At 73.1% G+C, this 17187-nt stretch carries 8 protein-coding genes and 1 riboswitch; of the genes, 1 reads left to right on the top strand and 7 read right to left on the bottom strand.

Annotated elements, in window-relative coordinates; translation table 11 throughout:
* Positions 1-13 precede the first annotated feature (13 nt).
* A riboswitch (ZMP/ZTP riboswitch) is annotated at positions 14-124 on the bottom strand.
* A gap of 31 nt (positions 125-155) precedes the next feature.
* Positions 156-674, bottom strand: coding sequence for a GNAT family N-acetyltransferase (locus AC3WT4_RS15460; RefSeq protein WP_043652776.1), 519 nt, complete (start codon positions 672-674; stop codon positions 156-158).
* A 109-nt stretch (positions 675-783) separates the two neighbouring features.
* On the opposite strand from AC3WT4_RS15460, the gene purU reads away from it, so the two are divergent.
* Positions 784-1704 carry a formyltetrahydrofolate deformylase gene (gene purU / locus AC3WT4_RS15455; RefSeq protein WP_074809032.1) on the top strand — a complete coding sequence of 307 codons (921 nt, stop codon included), beginning with the start codon at positions 784-786 and terminating at the stop codon, positions 1702-1704.
* 151 nt (positions 1705-1855) lie between these two features.
* On the opposite strand, the gene AC3WT4_RS15450 is transcribed toward purU, so the two are convergent.
* The 6 genes from AC3WT4_RS15450 to AC3WT4_RS15425 all read right to left on the bottom strand — a co-directional run bounded on the left by AC3WT4_RS15450 (position 1856) and on the right by AC3WT4_RS15425 (position 17043).
* Positions 1856-2968, bottom strand: a complete 1113-nt coding sequence (locus tag AC3WT4_RS15450) for a substrate-binding domain-containing protein (RefSeq protein WP_074809029.1) — start codon at positions 2966-2968, stop codon at positions 1856-1858.
* A gap of 71 nt (positions 2969-3039) precedes the next feature.
* Positions 3040-4329 carry a multiple monosaccharide ABC transporter permease gene (mmsB, locus tag AC3WT4_RS15445; protein ID WP_492315852.1) on the bottom strand — a complete coding sequence of 430 codons (1290 nt, stop codon included), beginning with the start codon at positions 4327-4329 and terminating at the stop codon, positions 3040-3042.
* Between the two features lie 54 nt (positions 4330-4383).
* Positions 4384-5940 carry a multiple monosaccharide ABC transporter ATP-binding protein gene (gene mmsA / locus AC3WT4_RS15440; RefSeq protein WP_492315851.1) on the bottom strand — a complete coding sequence of 519 codons (1557 nt, stop codon included), beginning with the start codon at positions 5938-5940 and terminating at the stop codon, positions 4384-4386.
* 335 nt (positions 5941-6275) lie between these two features.
* A complete protein-coding gene (locus AC3WT4_RS15435) occupies positions 6276-6767 on the bottom strand; it encodes a GNAT family N-acetyltransferase (RefSeq protein ID WP_074809023.1) in 492 nt (163 codons plus the stop codon).
* 161 nt (positions 6768-6928) lie between these two features.
* Positions 6929-13120 (bottom strand): pullulanase-type alpha-1,6-glucosidase, encoded by a 6192-nt coding sequence (gene pulA, locus AC3WT4_RS15430; RefSeq protein ID WP_492315850.1) that lies wholly within the window; start codon positions 13118-13120, stop codon positions 6929-6931.
* Positions 13121-13398: 278 nt separating this feature from the next.
* Positions 13399-17043 (bottom strand): ATP-binding cassette domain-containing protein, encoded by a 3645-nt coding sequence (locus AC3WT4_RS15425; RefSeq protein ID WP_492315849.1) that lies wholly within the window; start codon positions 17041-17043, stop codon positions 13399-13401.
* Between the last annotated feature and the right edge of the window lie 144 nt (positions 17044-17187).

Genomic DNA, 17187 nt, shown 5'->3' with positions numbered 1-17187 from the left:
CCACCAGGGGGTGACCCGGGGCCCAGGCGAACGACCCGTCGTCTGCACAGCGTGCCGCTCCCCGGTGGTGATCCACCCTGCCCGGGCGGAGTTCCACCGGGCGGCGCCAGTCGCGACGCGTCGATCCTAGCGCACGGCCCGCGGGCGGTGCCGGGCTACTCCTGCCCGACGGCGCCCGACTCGTTGCGCGCCTCGGCCTCGCCGAGGATGCGGCGCAGGTAGGTGTACGTGAGGTCGCCCGCCGCCTTGTCGTACTGCTCCTCGTAGCCGTGCTTGGTGTACATGGCGAGGTTCTGCTTCGAGTCCTTGCCCGTGAACACCCAGATCTCCGTCGTCTGCTCCGGCAGGTACGGCAGCACCTCGAAGAGCATCTGGGTCCCGATGCCGCGGCCCTGCATGTCCGGCGCGACGGCGAGCCGGCCGAGCGTCGCCTTGCTGTCCTCGATCTCCACCCGCACGGACCCGACGAGCCGGGGGCCGAGCCACGCACCGATCGTCACGACGTCCTCGCGCGCGAGGTCCTCGCGCAGCTCGTGGAGCGTCTGCGTCAGCGGCGGGATGTTCGGGTCCTGGTAGAGCTGCGCCTCGGTGACGAACGCCGCCCGGCGCAGGGTCAGGAGCTCACCGGCCTCGGCGTCGGTGACGAGGCGGGTCGTGATCTGCGCGTCGTTCATGGGGACATCGTGTCAGACATCGCGCACCGGGACCGGGCACGTCCACCGGTCGTGTCCGCGGGCAGGACGCGGCCCCTGCCGGGCGCGGGGCGCGGCTACCCTCTGAGGGGTGTCCACGACAGATCCCCGCGGCGCCGACGTCACCGACGTCCCGGCGACCCGCACCGCGCAGCCCCCCACCGGCGAACCCACGCACTGGGTCCTCACGCTCTCGTGCCCGGACGGGCCGGGGATCGTGCACGCCGTGGCCGGGGCCCTCGCGCGGCTGGGGGGCAACATCACCGAGTCGCAGCAGTTCGGCGACCCGCTCTCCGGGCTGTTCTTCATGCGCGTCCAGGTCGAGGCCGCCGCCGAGCGCGCCGAGCTCGAGCGGGCCGTCGAGGAGGTCGCGGCGCGGTTCGCCATGACGTGGCGGCTCGACGTCGTCGGGCGGCGCGTGCGCACCCTGCTCATGGTCTCGAAGGCACCGCACTGCCTCGTCGACCTCCTGTACCGCGAGCGCTCGCAGGGCATGCCCATCGAGGTCGTCGGCGTCGTCGGCAACCACCGCGACCTCGAGGACATCGCGTCGTTCTACGGGAAGCCCTTCCACCACGTGCCCGTCACGCGGGACACGAAGGCCGCCGCCGAGGCGCGCCTGCGCGAGCTCGTCGGGGAGCTCGACGTCGAGCTCGTCGTGCTCGCCCGGTACATGCAGATCCTCTCGGACGAGCTGTGCCGCGAGATGCCCGGGCGCATCATCAACATCCACCACTCGTTCCTGCCGAGCTTCAAGGGCGCGCGCCCGTACGCCCAGGCGCACGACCGCGGCGTCAAGCTCATCGGCGCGACCTCCCACTACGTGACGGGCGACCTCGACGAGGGCCCGATCATCGAGCAGGACGTCGAGCGCGTCGACCACTCGCGCCGCGTCGAGGACCTCGTCGCGATCGGCGAGGACGTCGAGCGCCAGACGCTCGCGCGCGCCGTCCGCTGGCACGCGGAGCACCGCGTGCTCCTCGACGGGCACCGCACCGTCGTCTTCCGCTGAGCAGCCGCCGCGCGCGCCCGGCACCCCCGTCGCGCGCCCGCCGCTCTCTCCCGCACGACGGCGGCCCCCGCCACGTCTCGGACGTGACGGGGGCCGTCGTGCGGCGGCGTGCCGGTTCGCCGCCGCCTCCCGGTCGCTCAGCGCGAACGGGTCACTGGGTGAGCTCCTCCAGGGTGGGGTCGCCCGCGTAGACCTCGGCGGCGTTCTCCTGCGTGACGATGACGGGCTCGAGCAGGAAGGCCGGGACGACCTTCACGCCGTTGTCGTACGACTCGGTGTCGTTGATCTCCGGCTCGTCGCCCGCCTGGAGCGCCGTGACCGCGTTGATCGACTCCTCGACGAGCTTGCGCGTGTCCTTGTAGATCGTCGAGTACTGCTCGCCCGCGACGATCGACTTCACGGACTCGACCTCGGAGTCCTGGCCGGTGATGACCGGGGTCTCCTTGCCGGCCTGCTTCGCCGACGTGAGGGCGGCGCGCGCCAGGGTGTCGTTCGGCGACAGGACGCCGTCGATCTCCTTGTCGGAGTAGCTGCCCGAGAGCACCGTGTCCATGCGCTTCTGGGCGTTCTCGGCCTTCCAGCCCTGCGTCGCGACCTGCTCGAACGACGTCTGACCGGACGGGATGACGAGCGTGCCGTCGTCGATCTTCGGCTGGAGGACGCTCATCGCGCCCTCGAAGAACGGCGTCGAGTTCGCGTCGTCGGGCGAGCCGGCGATGAGCTCGACGTTGTACGGCGCCTCGCCCTTGCGCTCCTCGAGGCCCTGGAGCAGGGCCTGGCCCTGGAGCTCGCCGACCTTGAAGTTGTCGAACGCGATGTACTCGTCCACGGCGTCCGTGTTCTTCACGAGACGGTCGTAGGCGATGACGGTCGCGCCGTTGTCCTTGGCGTTCTTGAGCTGGGTGCCGAGCTGCGACCCGTCGATCGCACCGACGATGATCACCTTCGCGCCCTGCTCGACCATCGCGTCGATCTGGCTCTGCTGCTCGGAGACGCCGCCGTTGGCGAACTGGACGATCGGCTTGAAGCCGGCCTCCTCGAGACCGTCGTTGAACAGGCTCTCGGCGAGGACCCAGTTCTCCGACGTCTTCTGCGGGAGCGCGACACCGATCGTCGCGCCCTCCTCGAAGCCGGCCGCCGCGGACTCGCCGCCGCCGGACGTCTCGCCGCCACCGCTGTCGCCCCCGCGCTCGGAGGAGCAGCCGCTGAGCACGAGCGCGCTCGCGGCGGTGAGCGCCAGGAGCGTCGTGGTGAGCTTCTTCATGGGTACCACTTTCTGTCGGGCATCCGTCGTCGGATGCGGTCCGGGGGTCGTGCGGGAAGGTTCGGGAGGGCTCAGCCCTTGGCGGCCGTGGCGCCGGCCTCGACCGGGACCTCGGGCTGCGGGTCGTCGGCGCCGGTGACGGCACCGGTGCCCTTGTCGCGTCGCGAGGGGAAGATCAGCCCGAGGATCGACGGGCGGCCCTGCACCTTGTTGTAGACGTCGAACGCGACGGCGATGAGGAGCACGAGGCCCTTGATGATCTGGGTGCGGTCCGAGCCGATGCCCATGAGCTGCAGGCCGTTGTTGAGCACGGCCATGACGAGCCCGCCGATGACGGAGCCGACGACCGTGCCGACACCGCCCGAGACGGCGGCGCCGCCGATGAAGACGGCCGCGATCGCGTCGAGCTCCCACATGTTGCCGTCGAAGGGGCCGGACGCGGTCGAGCGGCCGATGAAGATCATGCCCGCGAGCGCCGCGAGGACCGACATGTTCATCATGACGAAGAAGTTCGTGCGCTTGATGTCGACGCCGGACAGCGCCGCGGCGGCCCGGTTGCCGCCGACCGCGTACACGTGGCGTCCGCCGACGGTCCGCTGCGCGACGAACTGGTAGACGATGACGAGCAGGATGAGGATGACCGCGGGCACGGGGATCGAGGTCCCGACGCGGCCCGAGCCGTAGAGGTACGTGAGGTAGGCGATGACGGCGCTGAAGAGGACGACGCGCGTCACGGCGACCGACGTCGGGACCGGGTCGGCGCCGAGCTTGCGGGCGCTGGCCCGGCGGCGGAGCTCCGACCACACGACCGCCGCGATCGCGAGGACGCCGAGCAGGAGCGTCGAGTTGTTGAGGCCGGTGCCCGGACCGAACTCGGGGAGATAGCCGCCGCCGATCCACTGGATCTCGGTCGGGACGGGGACGGTGTTGGACTTGCCGATGTACTGGTTGAGGCCGCGGAAGATCATCATCCCGGCGAGGGTCGTGATGAAGCCCGGGATGCCGACGTACGCGACCCAGAAGCCCTGCCACGCGCCGATGACCGCGCCGACGCACAGCCCCAGGAGGATGCCGAGCCACCACGGGATCCCCCAGTCCCGGATCGCGAGGGCGACGATGATGCCGGTCACCGCCGCGACCGACCCGACGGACAGGTCGATGTGGCCCGCGATGATCACGAGCACCATGCCGATCGCGAGGATGAGGATGTAGGAGTTGCCGTTGAGCAGGTTCTGCGCGTTGCTCGGGGTGAGGACGCGTCCCCCGGTCGCGATCTGGAAGAAGATGATCAGGGCGAGGAGCGCGAAGAGCATGCCGAACTGGCGCGCTCCGCCGCTCAGCAGCTGCTTGATGGACGACATCGTCGGTGGTTCCTTCTCGGTCGAGACGGGGTGGCTGGGGGTGGGGCGGCCGGGTCAGGCCGCGTCGGCGGGCGCGTCGCTCTGCGTCCCGGTCATGAGCCGCATGAGCCCCTCCTGGGTCGCGTCGGCCCGGGAGACCTCACCGGTGATGCGCCCCTCGAAGACGGTGTAGATGCGGTCGCACAGGCCGAGGAGCTCGGGCAGCTCCGACGAGATGACGACGACCCCGCGGCCCGCGTCCGCGAGCTTCTGGACGAGCCCGTAGATCTCGTACTTGGCGCCGACGTCGATCCCGCGCGTCGGCTCGTCGAGGATGAGGAGCTCCGGCTCGGTGTACATCCACTTGGCGAGCAGCACCTTCTGCTGGTTGCCGCCGGAGAGCTTCGCGACGCCCTCGTGCACGCTCGGCGCCTTGATGGAGAACGCCTTGCGGTAGCCCTCGGCCGCGACGAACGCCGCGTCACGGTCGATGACGCCGGCCTTCGCGATGCGCGGCAGGTTCGCCGACTGGATCGTGCCCAGGATCGTGTCGAGCAGGTTGAGGCCGAGGGACTTGCGGTCCTCGGGGACGTACGCGATGCGGTTCTCGATCGCCGAGAGCACCGTGGGCATGGAGACCTCGCGCCCGTCGATGCGGACGACGCCGGAGAGGTAGCGCCCGTAGGTGCGCCCGAAGATCGAGCGCGCGAGCTCGGTGCGCCCCGCGCCCATGATCCCGGCGAAGCCGACGATCTCGCCGCGCCGCACGTGGAACGTGGACCCCTTGCACACGAGGCGGCCGGGCACCTCGGGGTGCTCGACGGTCCACCCCTCGACCTCGAAGAAGGTCTCGCCGATCGACGGGGTGTGGTCGGGGAAGCGCGACTCGAGCGAGCGGCCGACCATGCCGCGGATGATGCGGTCCTCGTCGACGGCGTCGTCCTTCACGTCGAGCGTCTCGATCGAGCGGCCGTCGCGGATGATCGTGATCGAGTCCGCGATGGCCTCGATCTCGTTGAGCTTGTGGGAGATGATGATGCTCGTCATGCCGCGGGAGCGCAGGCCGCGCAGCAGGTCGAGCAGGTGCTCCGAGTCCTCCTCGTTGAGCGCGGACGTCGGCTCGTCGAGGATCAGCAGCCGCACGTCCTTCGCCAGCGCGCGGGCGATCTCCACGAGCTGCTGCTTGCCGACACCGATGTTCTTGATCTGGGCGTCGGGCGACTCCTGGAGCCCGACGCGGGCCATGAGCTCCTCCGCCCGGCGCCGCGCCACGCCCCAGTCGATCCCGAACGACCCCTTGACCTCGTTGCCGAGGAAGATGTTCTCGGTGATCGAGAGCTCCGGGATGAGCGCGAGCTCCTGGTGGATGATGACGATGCCCGCCTGCTCGCTCGAGCGGATGTCCTTGAACCGGATCTCGGCACCCTCGTAGTAGATGTCGCCCGTGTACGTGCCGTGCGGGTACACGCCCGAGAGCACCTTCATGAGCGTCGACTTGCCGGCGCCGTTCTCCCCGCAGATCGCGTGGATCTCCCCCGCGCGGACGCGCAGGTTGACGTCGTCGAGGGCGCGCACGCCCGGGAACTCCTTGGTGATGCCCCGCATCTCGAGGATCACGCGCTCGTCCGTCATCGGACCTCCTCCTGCCGAGGACAGCGCGCGGGGCACCTGTGCCCCGCGGACCCGGACACCCTCAGCGCCGTCCGAGCGGGCCCGACGCTATGCCCGTCGCGATCTTGGCGTCAACTCCTGAACGCAAGGCCAGGGCGAACTGTGATCGAATAGCGACCTTGGTCCTATGACAGCGCAGACATATGCCCCGGATGTGAGCGCGAACACGTGCCGTCGGGACCAAGCGATCAGGACGTGAATGCTTGAGAGCGCTTTCAGGCGCGGGAACACTCAGCGCTGCCGACAGGCGGGGTGCACCGAGGCGGCCGCGGCGGTGCCTGCGGTGCGGTCCGGGCCTAGCGCGGTGAGAGCGGGCGCTTGAAGCCCTCGTGCGACTGCTCGTAGCCGAGCGACCGGTAGAACCGGTGGGCGTCCGTGCGTCGCTTGTCGGACGTGAGCTGGGCGAGCGCGCAGCCTCGCGCGGCACCCCAGGCGTGCGCCCACGCCATCATGGCGCGGCCGACGCCCTGGCCCCGCAGCCGCCGGTCGACCCGGACGGCCTCGACCAGGAGCCGCGACGCGCCGCCGCGCGAGATCCCCGGGACGACCGTCAGCTGCATGGTGCCCACGACCTCGCCGTCGCGCTCCACGACCACCAGGGCGTTGTTCGGGTCCGCGTCGATCGCGGCGAACGCCGCCTCGTGCTCGGGGCCGACCTCGCCGGTGCGGGCGCGCGCGATCGCGTCGTCGGCGATGAGCTCGACCACCCGGGGCAGGTCGGCGGCGACGGCCGGACGGAAGACGAGACCCGCCGTCGGGCGGACGGCGGGCGAGGGCGAGGTGGTCACGGCTCGCGACGCTAGCACCGGCCCTCCGGGAGAACGACACCGACCGAGGTGCGCCGAGGGAGAGCCCAGGTGAGCCGAGGGAGAACCGGGGTAGGCCGAGGTAGAGCCCTGGTGATGACCAGGGCTCTACCTCGGCGGGTCGTCCTACCTCGGCGGTCGGCTCAGGAGCAGGTGGCCCCCTCGTGCTCGACGGTGAAGGTCGAGGTGACCTCCTCGCCGTCGACCACCGCGGTGGCGGTCACCGTGGCCTCGCCGGCCGCGACCGCCTTCTGGCGCGTCGCGAACGACTGGTAGGCGTTCTTGCCGGGCGCGACGTCCGCGACCGCCTTCTCGCCGAACGGCGTGGCGAGCCGGACGTCCACCGGCACGGCGCCGTCGTTCGTCGCCCGGACCGCGACGTACGCCTTGCCCGCGAGGCAGCGCGTCTGCACCTCGACCGAGACGGGCAGCTCCGCCCCGGCCTGCGGCTGTACGAGGACGGCGACGGATCGCCCGGGGACGGTCACCGTGCCGGTGGCCGCGTCCCACGCGGTGCCCCGCACGACGTCGTCGCTCCCCTCCTGCTGCACGGGCGAGAGCACGTACTCGCGGCCCGCGAGCGCGGACAGCGGGACGGTGACCTCGTCCGGGGAGGCGTTGAAGACGGCGAGCAGCCCGTCGAGCGCCGGGTCCACGTCGGTGCCGACGGTGTCGTCCACCGCCATCGCGACGACGCCCGGGACCTGGTCCGTCCCGGCGCCCGGGAAGGTGACCTTCTCCCGGATCAGCTCCGGGTCACCGAGCCGGAAGAGCTCGGTCGAGTGCCGCAGCCGCAGGAGGTCCTGGGCCTGCGCCGACGCGGTGGCGATGTCGTCGGGCGACGGCTTGAGCGCCGGGTCCGCGAGGAGCGGGGCCATGAGCGGCCACTTGTCCTCGTTGTCGGCCGCCATCGGCAGGCCCTTGCCGAACCCGTTGTCCTGACCGGTCCAGTCGATCGCGTTGAACCAGTCGCCCGAGTCGTAGCTGTTGCGGTCGAGCGACTTCGACCGCAGCAGGTCCGTGCCCGCGTGCCAGAACGACGGCGTCTGGGAGAGCGCCGCGGTCGCGAGCGAGACCGTGTTCATGCGCACGCGCTCGTCCATCGGCGTGTCGGCCGGGAGCTTGAGCGTGAGCAGGTCGAACAGCGTCTCGTTGTCGTGCGCGTCGACGTAGGTCACGACCTCCTCGGGCGAGTCGGCGTAGCCGGCCGGCGCCCCGCGGTAGTCGATCTCGTCGCCGCGCTTCTCCTCGCCCGTCGACGTGACGAGAGAGTAGTCGCGCAGGTTGCCCGCGAGGCCGAGGCGCACGAGGTCGGTCTGGTGACCGAGGTCGGCGAGCTCGTCCGCGGACCCGTCGTTCACCGTCCCCGGCTCCCCCGCCCGGGCGGGCTGCCCGTTCGGGTCGGTCGCCAGGCCCGTGCCGAAGCCCTGCGTGAACGTCGTGGCGCCGTCGACGGGCGAGCCGCCGTGCACCGCGTCGCGCAGCCGGTCGGAGAAGGTCCCGATGCCCGTGCCGCCGAGCTGGCCCTGCGTGGCCTGCTCGAACAGCGCGTTGCCCGCGACCTCGCCGAAGTCCCAGCCCTCGCCGTACAGGTAGACGGACTTCCCGTCGACGCCGTCCTCGGCGAGCGTGAGCTCGTCGAGCGCGGCCCGGACGTCGAGCATGTTCTGCTTCGAGTGGTGGCCCATGAGGTCGAAGCGGAACCCGTCGACGCGGTAGTCCTTCGCCCACGTGACGACCGAGTCGACCATGAGCTTTCCTGCCATCGCGTGCTCGGTCGCGACGTTCTGGCAGCACGTGCTCGTCTCGACGGAGCCGGTGGTCGGGTTCTGCCGGTGGTAGTAGCCCGGCACGACCTTGTCGAGGACGGACTTCGCGTCCTGCCCGCTCGCGGCGGTGTGGTTGAACACCTGGTCGAGCACGACCTGCAGCCCGGCGCCGTGCAGCGACCCGACCATGGTGCGGAACTCGGCCACGCGCGCGCCGCCGTCCGCGTCGACCGCGTACGACCCCTCGGGCGTGCTGAAGTGCCACGGGTCGTAGCCCCAGTTGAAGCCGTCCTGCGCCTGCACGGCCGCGACCGCGGCCTGCTGCTCGGGCGAGTCGGGCGCGAACCCGGTGAGGTCGCCGGTCGTGGCCTGGGCCGCGCGGTCCTCGGGGATCGACGCGATGTCGAACGTCGGGAGCAGGTGCACCGTGGTGACGCCCGCGTCCGCGAGCTCGCGCAGGTGCGTCATGCCGGCCGAGTCCTTCTCCGCGAACGCGAGGTACGTGCCGCGCCGCTCCGCCGGGACGGTCTCGTCGGAGATCGAGAAGTCCCGGACGTGGAGCTCGTAGATCGTCTGGTCCACCGACCGCTCGACGACCGGGGCAGGCGTGCCCTCCCAGGCGCTCGGGCGGAACGCGGGGTCGTCGAGGTCGACGGCCACCGAGTGCGTGGAGTCGAGCGTCAAGCCCACCGAGTACGGGTCGGTGACGACGTTCGTCTCGACCTCCCCCGTGCTCGGGACGTAGACCTGCACCTCGTAGAGGTAGCGCGCGCCCTTCCAGCCGACGGCCGCGCCGCCGAGCTTCTTGTCGGCCGCCTTCCCGTCGAGCGTCCACGTGCCGTCGGACTGACGCGCGGCCTCGAACCGGCGCGGGTCGTCGTCGAGCGACGCCCCCGCGGGCCAGGCGAGCACCGAGACGGCCTTCGCCGTCGGCGCCCACAGCGCGAACGACGCCCACTTGCCGTTGGCGTGCCACGAGACGCCGAGCTCGCGCCCGGCGGCGTCCTCGGCGAACAGGTCGTCGACGACGCCCGGCACCTGGACGCCGGTCGCGGCCGTGAGCGCGCCGCCGTCGGCCCGGGTGACGAGGAGCTGGCCCGTGAGCGCCGCCTCGACCTCCGCGCGGTCGAGCGGCTCGCCGTCGTCGAGCACGCGCAGCGCGGTGTGCCCGGCGAGCGCCGGGAACTCGGCCGCGACGTCGTCGGGCAGGCCCGACGGGTCGACCTGGAGCGTGTACGACGCCGTGCCCTCCGGGGCCTGGACCTCGCCGTCGGCGCCGCCCGGGGTGACCGCGAGCCCGCCCTCGGGGGCGGCCCACAGGGTCCACTCGTCGCCCGTGCCGAGGTCCCCCGGCCAGGCGACGACGCCCTCGCGCACCCAGTGCGCGGCCTGCTGGCCGGTGCCGGGGAGCGGCGGGTTCGCGACGTCGATCGTCAGGACGTGGGACGCGAGGTCGTAGGAGAAGGTGACCAGCTCGCCGTCACCGACGGAGAACTGGTAGTTCGCCCCGTCGCGCGCGCCGCCGACGCCGTAGTTCTCGGCCCAGCTCAGGCCGTGCGCGACCTTGCCCTCGTACGCGCCGGCCGCGAGGCGGTCGGTCGACCAGGTGTAGACGCCGTCGCCGTCCGGGTCCTTGAGCCAGGACGCGAGGCAGTCGGGCGCCCAGGAGCCGGGGCAGCCGACCTGGTCCTGGAACGAGCCCGCGAGCGTGACGATCGGCCCCTGCGCGGTGCTCGAGAAGTCCTTACTCACCGGGTCCCAGTAGAACGTCACCGGGCCGCCGGACGTCGTGTACGTCGCGTTGCTGCCGTCCTGTACGCCGCCGACCCCGTAGTTGACCGTCCACGACCCGTTGATCGCGACCTTGTACTCGTACGTCCCGGCGGGGACGTCGAACGTGCCCGCGTAGACGCCGTCGGCGCGCTGCGTGAGCTTCGCCGCCTCGCAGCCGGGCGCCCAGTCGCCCGCGCAGCCCATGGCCGCGTTGTGGCTGCCGGGCACGGTCACGAGGTCGATCTCGGGCTCCGGCTCGGTGCTCGCGTCGCCGCTCACGTCGACCCCGACGCTCGCGAAGGTGGACGCGGCGGCGCGGTCGCCGTCGGCGTCGGTCGTCACGGCGCGGTACTCGACGAGCGTGCCGTCCGCGAGGCCCGCGACGTCGTGGAAGACGCGCGGCGCGGTGTCCTCGGCGGTGCCGAGGGGGTGCCACTCGGCGCTCCCGACCTCGCGCCACGCGAACGACGTCTCGGCCCACGCGTCCGCGTCGACCGCGGCCGTCACGGGCGCGACGCCGGTGACCGCTGCGCCGGCGCGCGGCACGGTGAGGGCGATCTCGCCCGACGACTCCGCGCCGACCTCGCGGTCGGCCCGCAGCACGACGGTGCCCGTGGCCGGGACGGTCAGCGTGACGACGCCGTCGGCGTCGGCCGTGACGGGCGCGGCCGACTCGCCGTAGAGCACCTCGTACGAGGCGCCGGGCGTGAGGGTCGTGAAGGTCGCCGTCCGCTCCTGCGCCGCGTTGTTCAGCGCGACGAGGTGCTCGACCTTCTCCGTGCGGTCCACGCGGCTGAAGGCGTACACACCCGCGCCGTTCTCGACGTAGCGCTCGACCTGGGCGCCGTCGGCCAGCGCCGGGTGCGCCTCGCGCAGCGCGGCGAGCCCGGCGATGTGCGCGTAGAGCGGCGCGTCGGTGCCGAAGCGGTCGACGCTGCCCGCCTGCTCGCCGGTGACGAGAGGCTGGTCGGCGTACTCGTCGACCTGGGTCGCGAACAGGGTCTGGCGGGCGTCCTTGTCGCCGCCCGTCCCCGCGAAGCCCTGCTCGTCGCCGTAGTACACGACCGGCTGCCCGCGGGTCAGGTACATGAGGTCGTGCGCGAGCTCGTCGCGCGCGAGCGGGTCGTCGGTGCTCGCGAGCATGTACCCGACGCGGCCCATGTCGTGGTTGCCGAGGAACGTCGGCAGCGCCTGCGCGTTCGTCGTGGGCGTCGTGTACATGTCGTCGCTCGCGAAGAGCGACGCGAGACCCTTGGCGCTGTTGCCGCTCGCGAAGCTCGTCGCGGCGGACTGGAACGCGAAGTCGAGCGTCGAGCTCATGTCGGTCTTGCGGACGTAGGGCGAGAGCTTCGCCGCGTCGGCGTCGTACACCTCGCCGAACATGAAGAAGTCGTCCTTGCCCTGCGCGTGCGCGTAGTCCAGGACCTCCGTGGTCCACGTCTCCCAGAACTCGAAGTTCACGTGCTTGACGGTGTCGATGCGGAAGCCGTCGATCCCGAGGTCGATCCAGTCCTGGTAGACGTCGACGAACCCGTCGACCACCGTCGGGTGCTCCGTCATGAGGTCGTCGAGGCCGTCGAAGTCCCCGTAGGTCACGGACTCCCCGGTCCACGTCGAGTTGCCGCGGTTGTGGTAGAGCGTCGGGTCGTTGAGCCAGGCGGGAACCTTGAGGTTCTCCTTGCCCGCGGGGACGACCGGCGTGTAGGGGAACGACGTCGCGGCGTCGAGCGCCGGGAAGTCGCCGGTGCCCGCGTGGTCCGCCGGGTCGAACACGGCGCCCTCGGCGTCGCGGTACGGCGACGTGGCCTGGTCGACGTACGAGTACTGCTTCTCCTCGTAGTCGATCACGTCGGCCGTGTGGTTCGTGATGATGTCGAAGTAGACCTTGATGCCGCGGTCGTGCGCCTCGTCGATGAGCGCCTCGAGCTCGGCGTTGGTGCCGAGGTGCGGGTCGATCTGCGTGAAGTCGGTGATCCAGTAGCCGTGGTAGCCCGCCGACGCGTCGGCGCCCGTGCCCTGGACCGGCTGGTTCTTGAACGACGGCGTGAGCCAGATCGCCGTCGTGCCGAGGCCCTCGACGTAGTCGAGGTTCTGCCGCAGGCCCGCGATGTCGCCGCCCTGGTAGAAGCCCTTGTTCGTCGGGTCGAACCCGGAGACGAGCGGGTCGTCGCCGAGCCCCGCCGTGTCGTTCGACGGGTCGCCGTTCGCGAACCGGTCGGTCATGACGAAGTAGAAGCGCTCGTCCGACCCGGGCTGGCGCACGGGAGGCACCACGAGGTCGGCGTCCTGCGCCTCGTCGTAGCCGCCCGCGAGCCCGAGCGGCGTGAGCGCGATGCGGTGGGTCGACTCGTCGAACGTGACGCGCACGGTCGCGTCGCCGCCGAGCACGAGGGGCGCGTTGTCCTGGCTGCCCTCGCGCCCGTACGCCTCGTCCCAGGCGTCGTCGTACGCGACCTTGTACTCGTAGGCGCCCGCGGGCACCTCGAAGTCGGCGGACCAGACGCCGGCGGTGTCGGTGGGCGCGAGCTCGGTCGCCGCGCACGCGGGGTCCCAGTCGGCGGGGCAGCCGAGCTCGGACTGGAGGTCGCCCACGAGGGCGAGGGTGCGCTCGTCGGCCCCCGCGGCGGGGGCGGCGAACGCGGCGAGCGTGACGCCCGCCAGGCCCGAGGTGGCGAGCGCGACGGCGGTGACCGACGCCGTCGTGCGAGCCCCGCGCGCGCGGCGGGGCGTGGTGGCGGATGGGTGGGGCGACGGTGTACGCGGGACGCGGCGACGTCGCGGCGTGGAGGTCATGAGGACTCCCTCGTCCGGTGGTTGGTGCGGGACCGCAGGCGTGAGCAGGCAGGTGCCGGCAGAGACGCGGACGACGGGGACCAGCAGCGGGCGACGTCGACCGCGGCTTCCTCAGCGTACGGCTGAGCCGAACTGTACTGGTTGCAGAAAGTTGCAGCAAGGTTCGGCAAGCGACCCGCCGACACTGCTCCTCACCGGCCCGGGATGCGACGAACCCGGGGCCGTCCCGGTCAGGAAGACCTGACGAGGACGGCCCCGGGTCCGGGAGGGCGCGGCGCTCAGCCCGCCAGGTGACCCCAGCGCGAGGCGAGCTCGGCCCACGGCCCGACGGCGGCGACCCGGCCCTCGTCGAGCACGACGACGCGGTCCGCCCGCGCGAGCGCGGCCCGCTTGGAGGTCGAGCCGACGACCGTGGTCCCCCGCTCGCGCAGCGACTCCCACAGCTCGATCTCCGTCGCCGCGTCGAGCGCGCTGGAGACGTCGTCGGCCAGCAGGAGCTCGGCGTCGGTCGCGAGCGCCCGCGCCAGGGCGAGCCGCTGGACCTGGCCGCCCGAGAGCCGCACGCCGCGGTGCCCGACGAGCGCCTCGTGCCCGCCGGCCTCGACGACGTCCCGCTCGAGGCGCGCGGCCGCGACGGGCCCGTGGACGTCGCGCTCGTGGCCGAGCCGCACGTTGTCGGCGAACGTCCCGGAGAGCACGCGCGGCACCTGCGCGACGTGCGCGACCTGGCCCGGCCGCAGGAACGTCTGGGCGTCGACGACGTCCGTGCCGTTCCAGCGGATGCGGCCCGTGTGCTCCATGAGGCCCGCGAGCGCCGAGAGCAGGCTCGACTTGCCCGCGCCGACCTGCCCGAGCAGCAGGACGAGCTCGCCGCGCGCGACGGACAGGTCGACGCCCTGGACGCCGATCGTGCCGTCGTCGTGCAGCGCGGTCACGCCGTCCAGGTCGATCCGCTCGAGCGGCCGCCGGGGCCCCGGGTCGGGCGTGGGGGCGGCGCCCGTGAGCAGGTCGACGCCGGGGGGCAGGTCCATGAGGTCCGTCCCGGCGGCGAACCGGCTCGTCGCGCGCTGCCACGAGCGGGTGCCGGGCGCCTCGGTCACGACGGCGCCCGCGACGACGCCGAACCAGCCGAAGCCGGTCACGGCGTTCGCGACGAGGAGCGCCGTCGCGAGGTCCCACGTCCCGGTGAGCAGCCCGGCCCAGGCCGCGACGACGCCGAGCTGGATCATGACGAGCGGGACGCCGTCGAGCGCGGCCTGCACGCGGTGCTCGAACACGGCGGCGCGCACGCGCCCGTCGTCCACCTCGCGCAGGTGCGCGTGCACCTGGGGCGTGCGGGCGGCGAGCTTCACCGTCCGCGCGGAGTCGAGCGCCGAGACGAGCGCGCGTCCGAACCGGGCGCGCGCGGCCGACGACCGCGTCGCCGACCGGCCCGCGATCGGCCGCCCGAGGGCCGACGCCGCCGCGGACACGACCATGACCGCGAGGAGCACGGCGCCCGCGAGCCACGACCGGCTGAGCAGCGCGGTGACGCCCGCGATGACGAGGCCGTTGACGAAGTCGACCCAGCGGTCGGCGTACCGGACGAACCGGTCGGCGTCCATGGCACGGGCGACGACCTCGCCGGGCGGCGTGGCCGTGAGCCGGTGCTGGCGGGTCTGGCCGGCCATGACCGCCATGCGCACGCGCAGCAGCACCTCGACCCACCAGCGCGGGTAGACGTACAGCGCCCACGCGAGGCACAGCGGCGCGACCACGAGGAGCACGGCGAGCGGCACGAGCTGCCGCGCCGGGAAGCCGGAGTCGAGGTCCTGGACCGCCTGGCCCCACAGGAAGCCGGTGACGGCGCCCTGGGCCGACACGAGGCTCGTGACGAGGAACAGGACCGCGCCCACCACGCCCCACGCCGGACGGACGAACAGGGCGTGCGCGACGCCGCGTGCGAGGCTCGGCCCGTCGCCCGGGTCGTCGAGGACGGGCGGCTCGCCGCGCCGTCGGCGGCCACCGACCGCGTCCGAGGCCGGGGCGGCCGCGGACGCCCTGGTCCCGTCCTCGTCGTGCCCCTCCGTCGCGCGGACCGACGGGCCGGGCATGAGGGCGGGCGCCGTGGCGCCGGGAGCGAGGTCGTCGACGTCGTCGGCGCGCGGGCCGCCGTCCTGCGCGACGCTCGCCGCGAGCAGGTCGCGGTAGGGACCGGGGGCGTGGGCGAGCGCGGCGCGCTCGCCCTGCTGCACGACGCGGCCGTGGTCGAGGACCGCCAGCAGCCCGGCGCGCTCGATCGTGGTGAGCCGGTGCGCGACGAGCACGCCCGTGCGCCCCGCGAGCAGGCGCTCCGACGCGGCGACGACGCGCGCCTCGGTGAGCGGGTCCATGCGCGCCGTCGCCTCGTCGAGCACGACGACCTGGACGTCGCGCACCAGCAGGCGGGCGAACGCGACGAGCTGCTCCTCCCCCGCCGAGAGCGACGTCCCGCCGGGCCCGAGCAGCGTGTCCAGGCCGTCGGGCAGGCCCGCGACCCAGTCGTCGAGCCGCAGCTCGCGCACGGCCGCCTCGACGTCGGACCGGGGGACGTCCGCGAACAGCGCGACGTTCTCCGCGAGCGTGCCCGCGAGGATCTCGGTGCGCTGCGTGACGACGCCGACCGCCGCGCGCAGCGCCTGGAGGTCGAGGTCGCGCACGTCGACGCCGCCGACGAGGACCGCGCCGCGCGGCGGCTCGACCGCGCGCGACAGCAGCGACGCCAGGGTCGACTTGCCCGAGCCGGTGCGCCCGACGAGCGCGACCGTCTCCCCCGCGGGCACGTGCAGGTCCACCCCGTCGAGCGCGAACGTGCCCTCGGCGTAGGAGAAGTGCAGGTCGCGCACCTCGATCCCGACCGGCCCGGCGGGCAGCGTGCGCCCGCCCGTCGGCTCGGGCTCGACGGCGAGCATCTGCCGGATGCGCGTGAGCGCGCCCAGGCCCTCCTGGATGTCCGGGAGGTGGTGGACCAGGTTGTCCACCTGCCCGACGAAGAGCGCGGTGACGAGGAACAGGGTGACGAGCCGGTCGACGCCCAGGTCGCCGTCCGCGGCGAGCGCGGCGCCCGCCACGGCCACGCCCGCGAGCAGCGAGGCGAGCACGAGACCGGCGCGGCGGAGCATGCGCGCCTCGACGACGAGCACGGCCTCGAACTTCCGGTGCACCCGGGCGGAGCGCTCGGCGAGGCGGCGGATCGCGAACGACTGCCCGAGGCTCGTGCGCAGGTCGTCCCGCGCCGCGACGGACTCCTCGAACGCCGCGGCGTGGTCGGTCCACGCCATCTCCTCGATGACCTTGCGACGCGCGATCTCGCCCAGCATCGGGCGCACGATGAACCACGCGACGGCCCCCAGGACCGGGAACAGGATCCACGCCGGCCACCAGGTCAGGCCCGCGACGACCCACATCGGCAGCACGCCGACGACGGTGCGTCCCGCGCCCCACAGCTGGCGGCGCACGAGCGTGCCGACGGCGTGCGTGTCGTCGTCGACGCGGTCGAGCACCTCGCCGACCGCCTGCTCCGTGAGCGTGGCGAGCGGCTGGTGCAGCGCCGCGGTGAGGAGGTCGCCGCGCAGGCGGCCCTCGGCGCGGTCGACCACGCCCGCCCACACGACCTGGCCGACGGTGTCGAGCAGCGCCGCGCCGACGACGCACGCGGCGAGGAGCTGGAGCGTCGCCGTCGTCGGGTCCTCGGCGAGCCACCCGGCGATGACCGTGCCCAGCGCGGCGCCGACCGCGCCCACGGCGAGCGCGAGCAGCGCGACGACGGCCTGCGGCCCGCGCAGCCGGCGCCAGTCCAGGCGGCGGGCCGGGTCGGGCGGGCGCGGGGCGCTGGCCGACGGCGCGGCGTGCGGGTCGGACGGGGGGTTCGTGGGCTGCTCGGTCGGCAGGGAGGCGTCGATCATGGCCCCACGACCCTACGGCGACCTACCCCCGCCGACGCAGGGATTTTCGCTCCCCGCAGCCCCTGACGGGCCCGGTCGGGCGCGGGGACGACCCGGGTCGGCTCGGGGGACGCAGCGCGGCCCGGGTCCCTGGGGGACCCGGGC

The organism is Cellulosimicrobium sp. EB106-03-01-XG111, from assembly GCF_058792115.1.
Note: the sequence above shows the minus strand (reverse complement) of the source record. Positions and strands in the feature narration are given on the sequence as shown.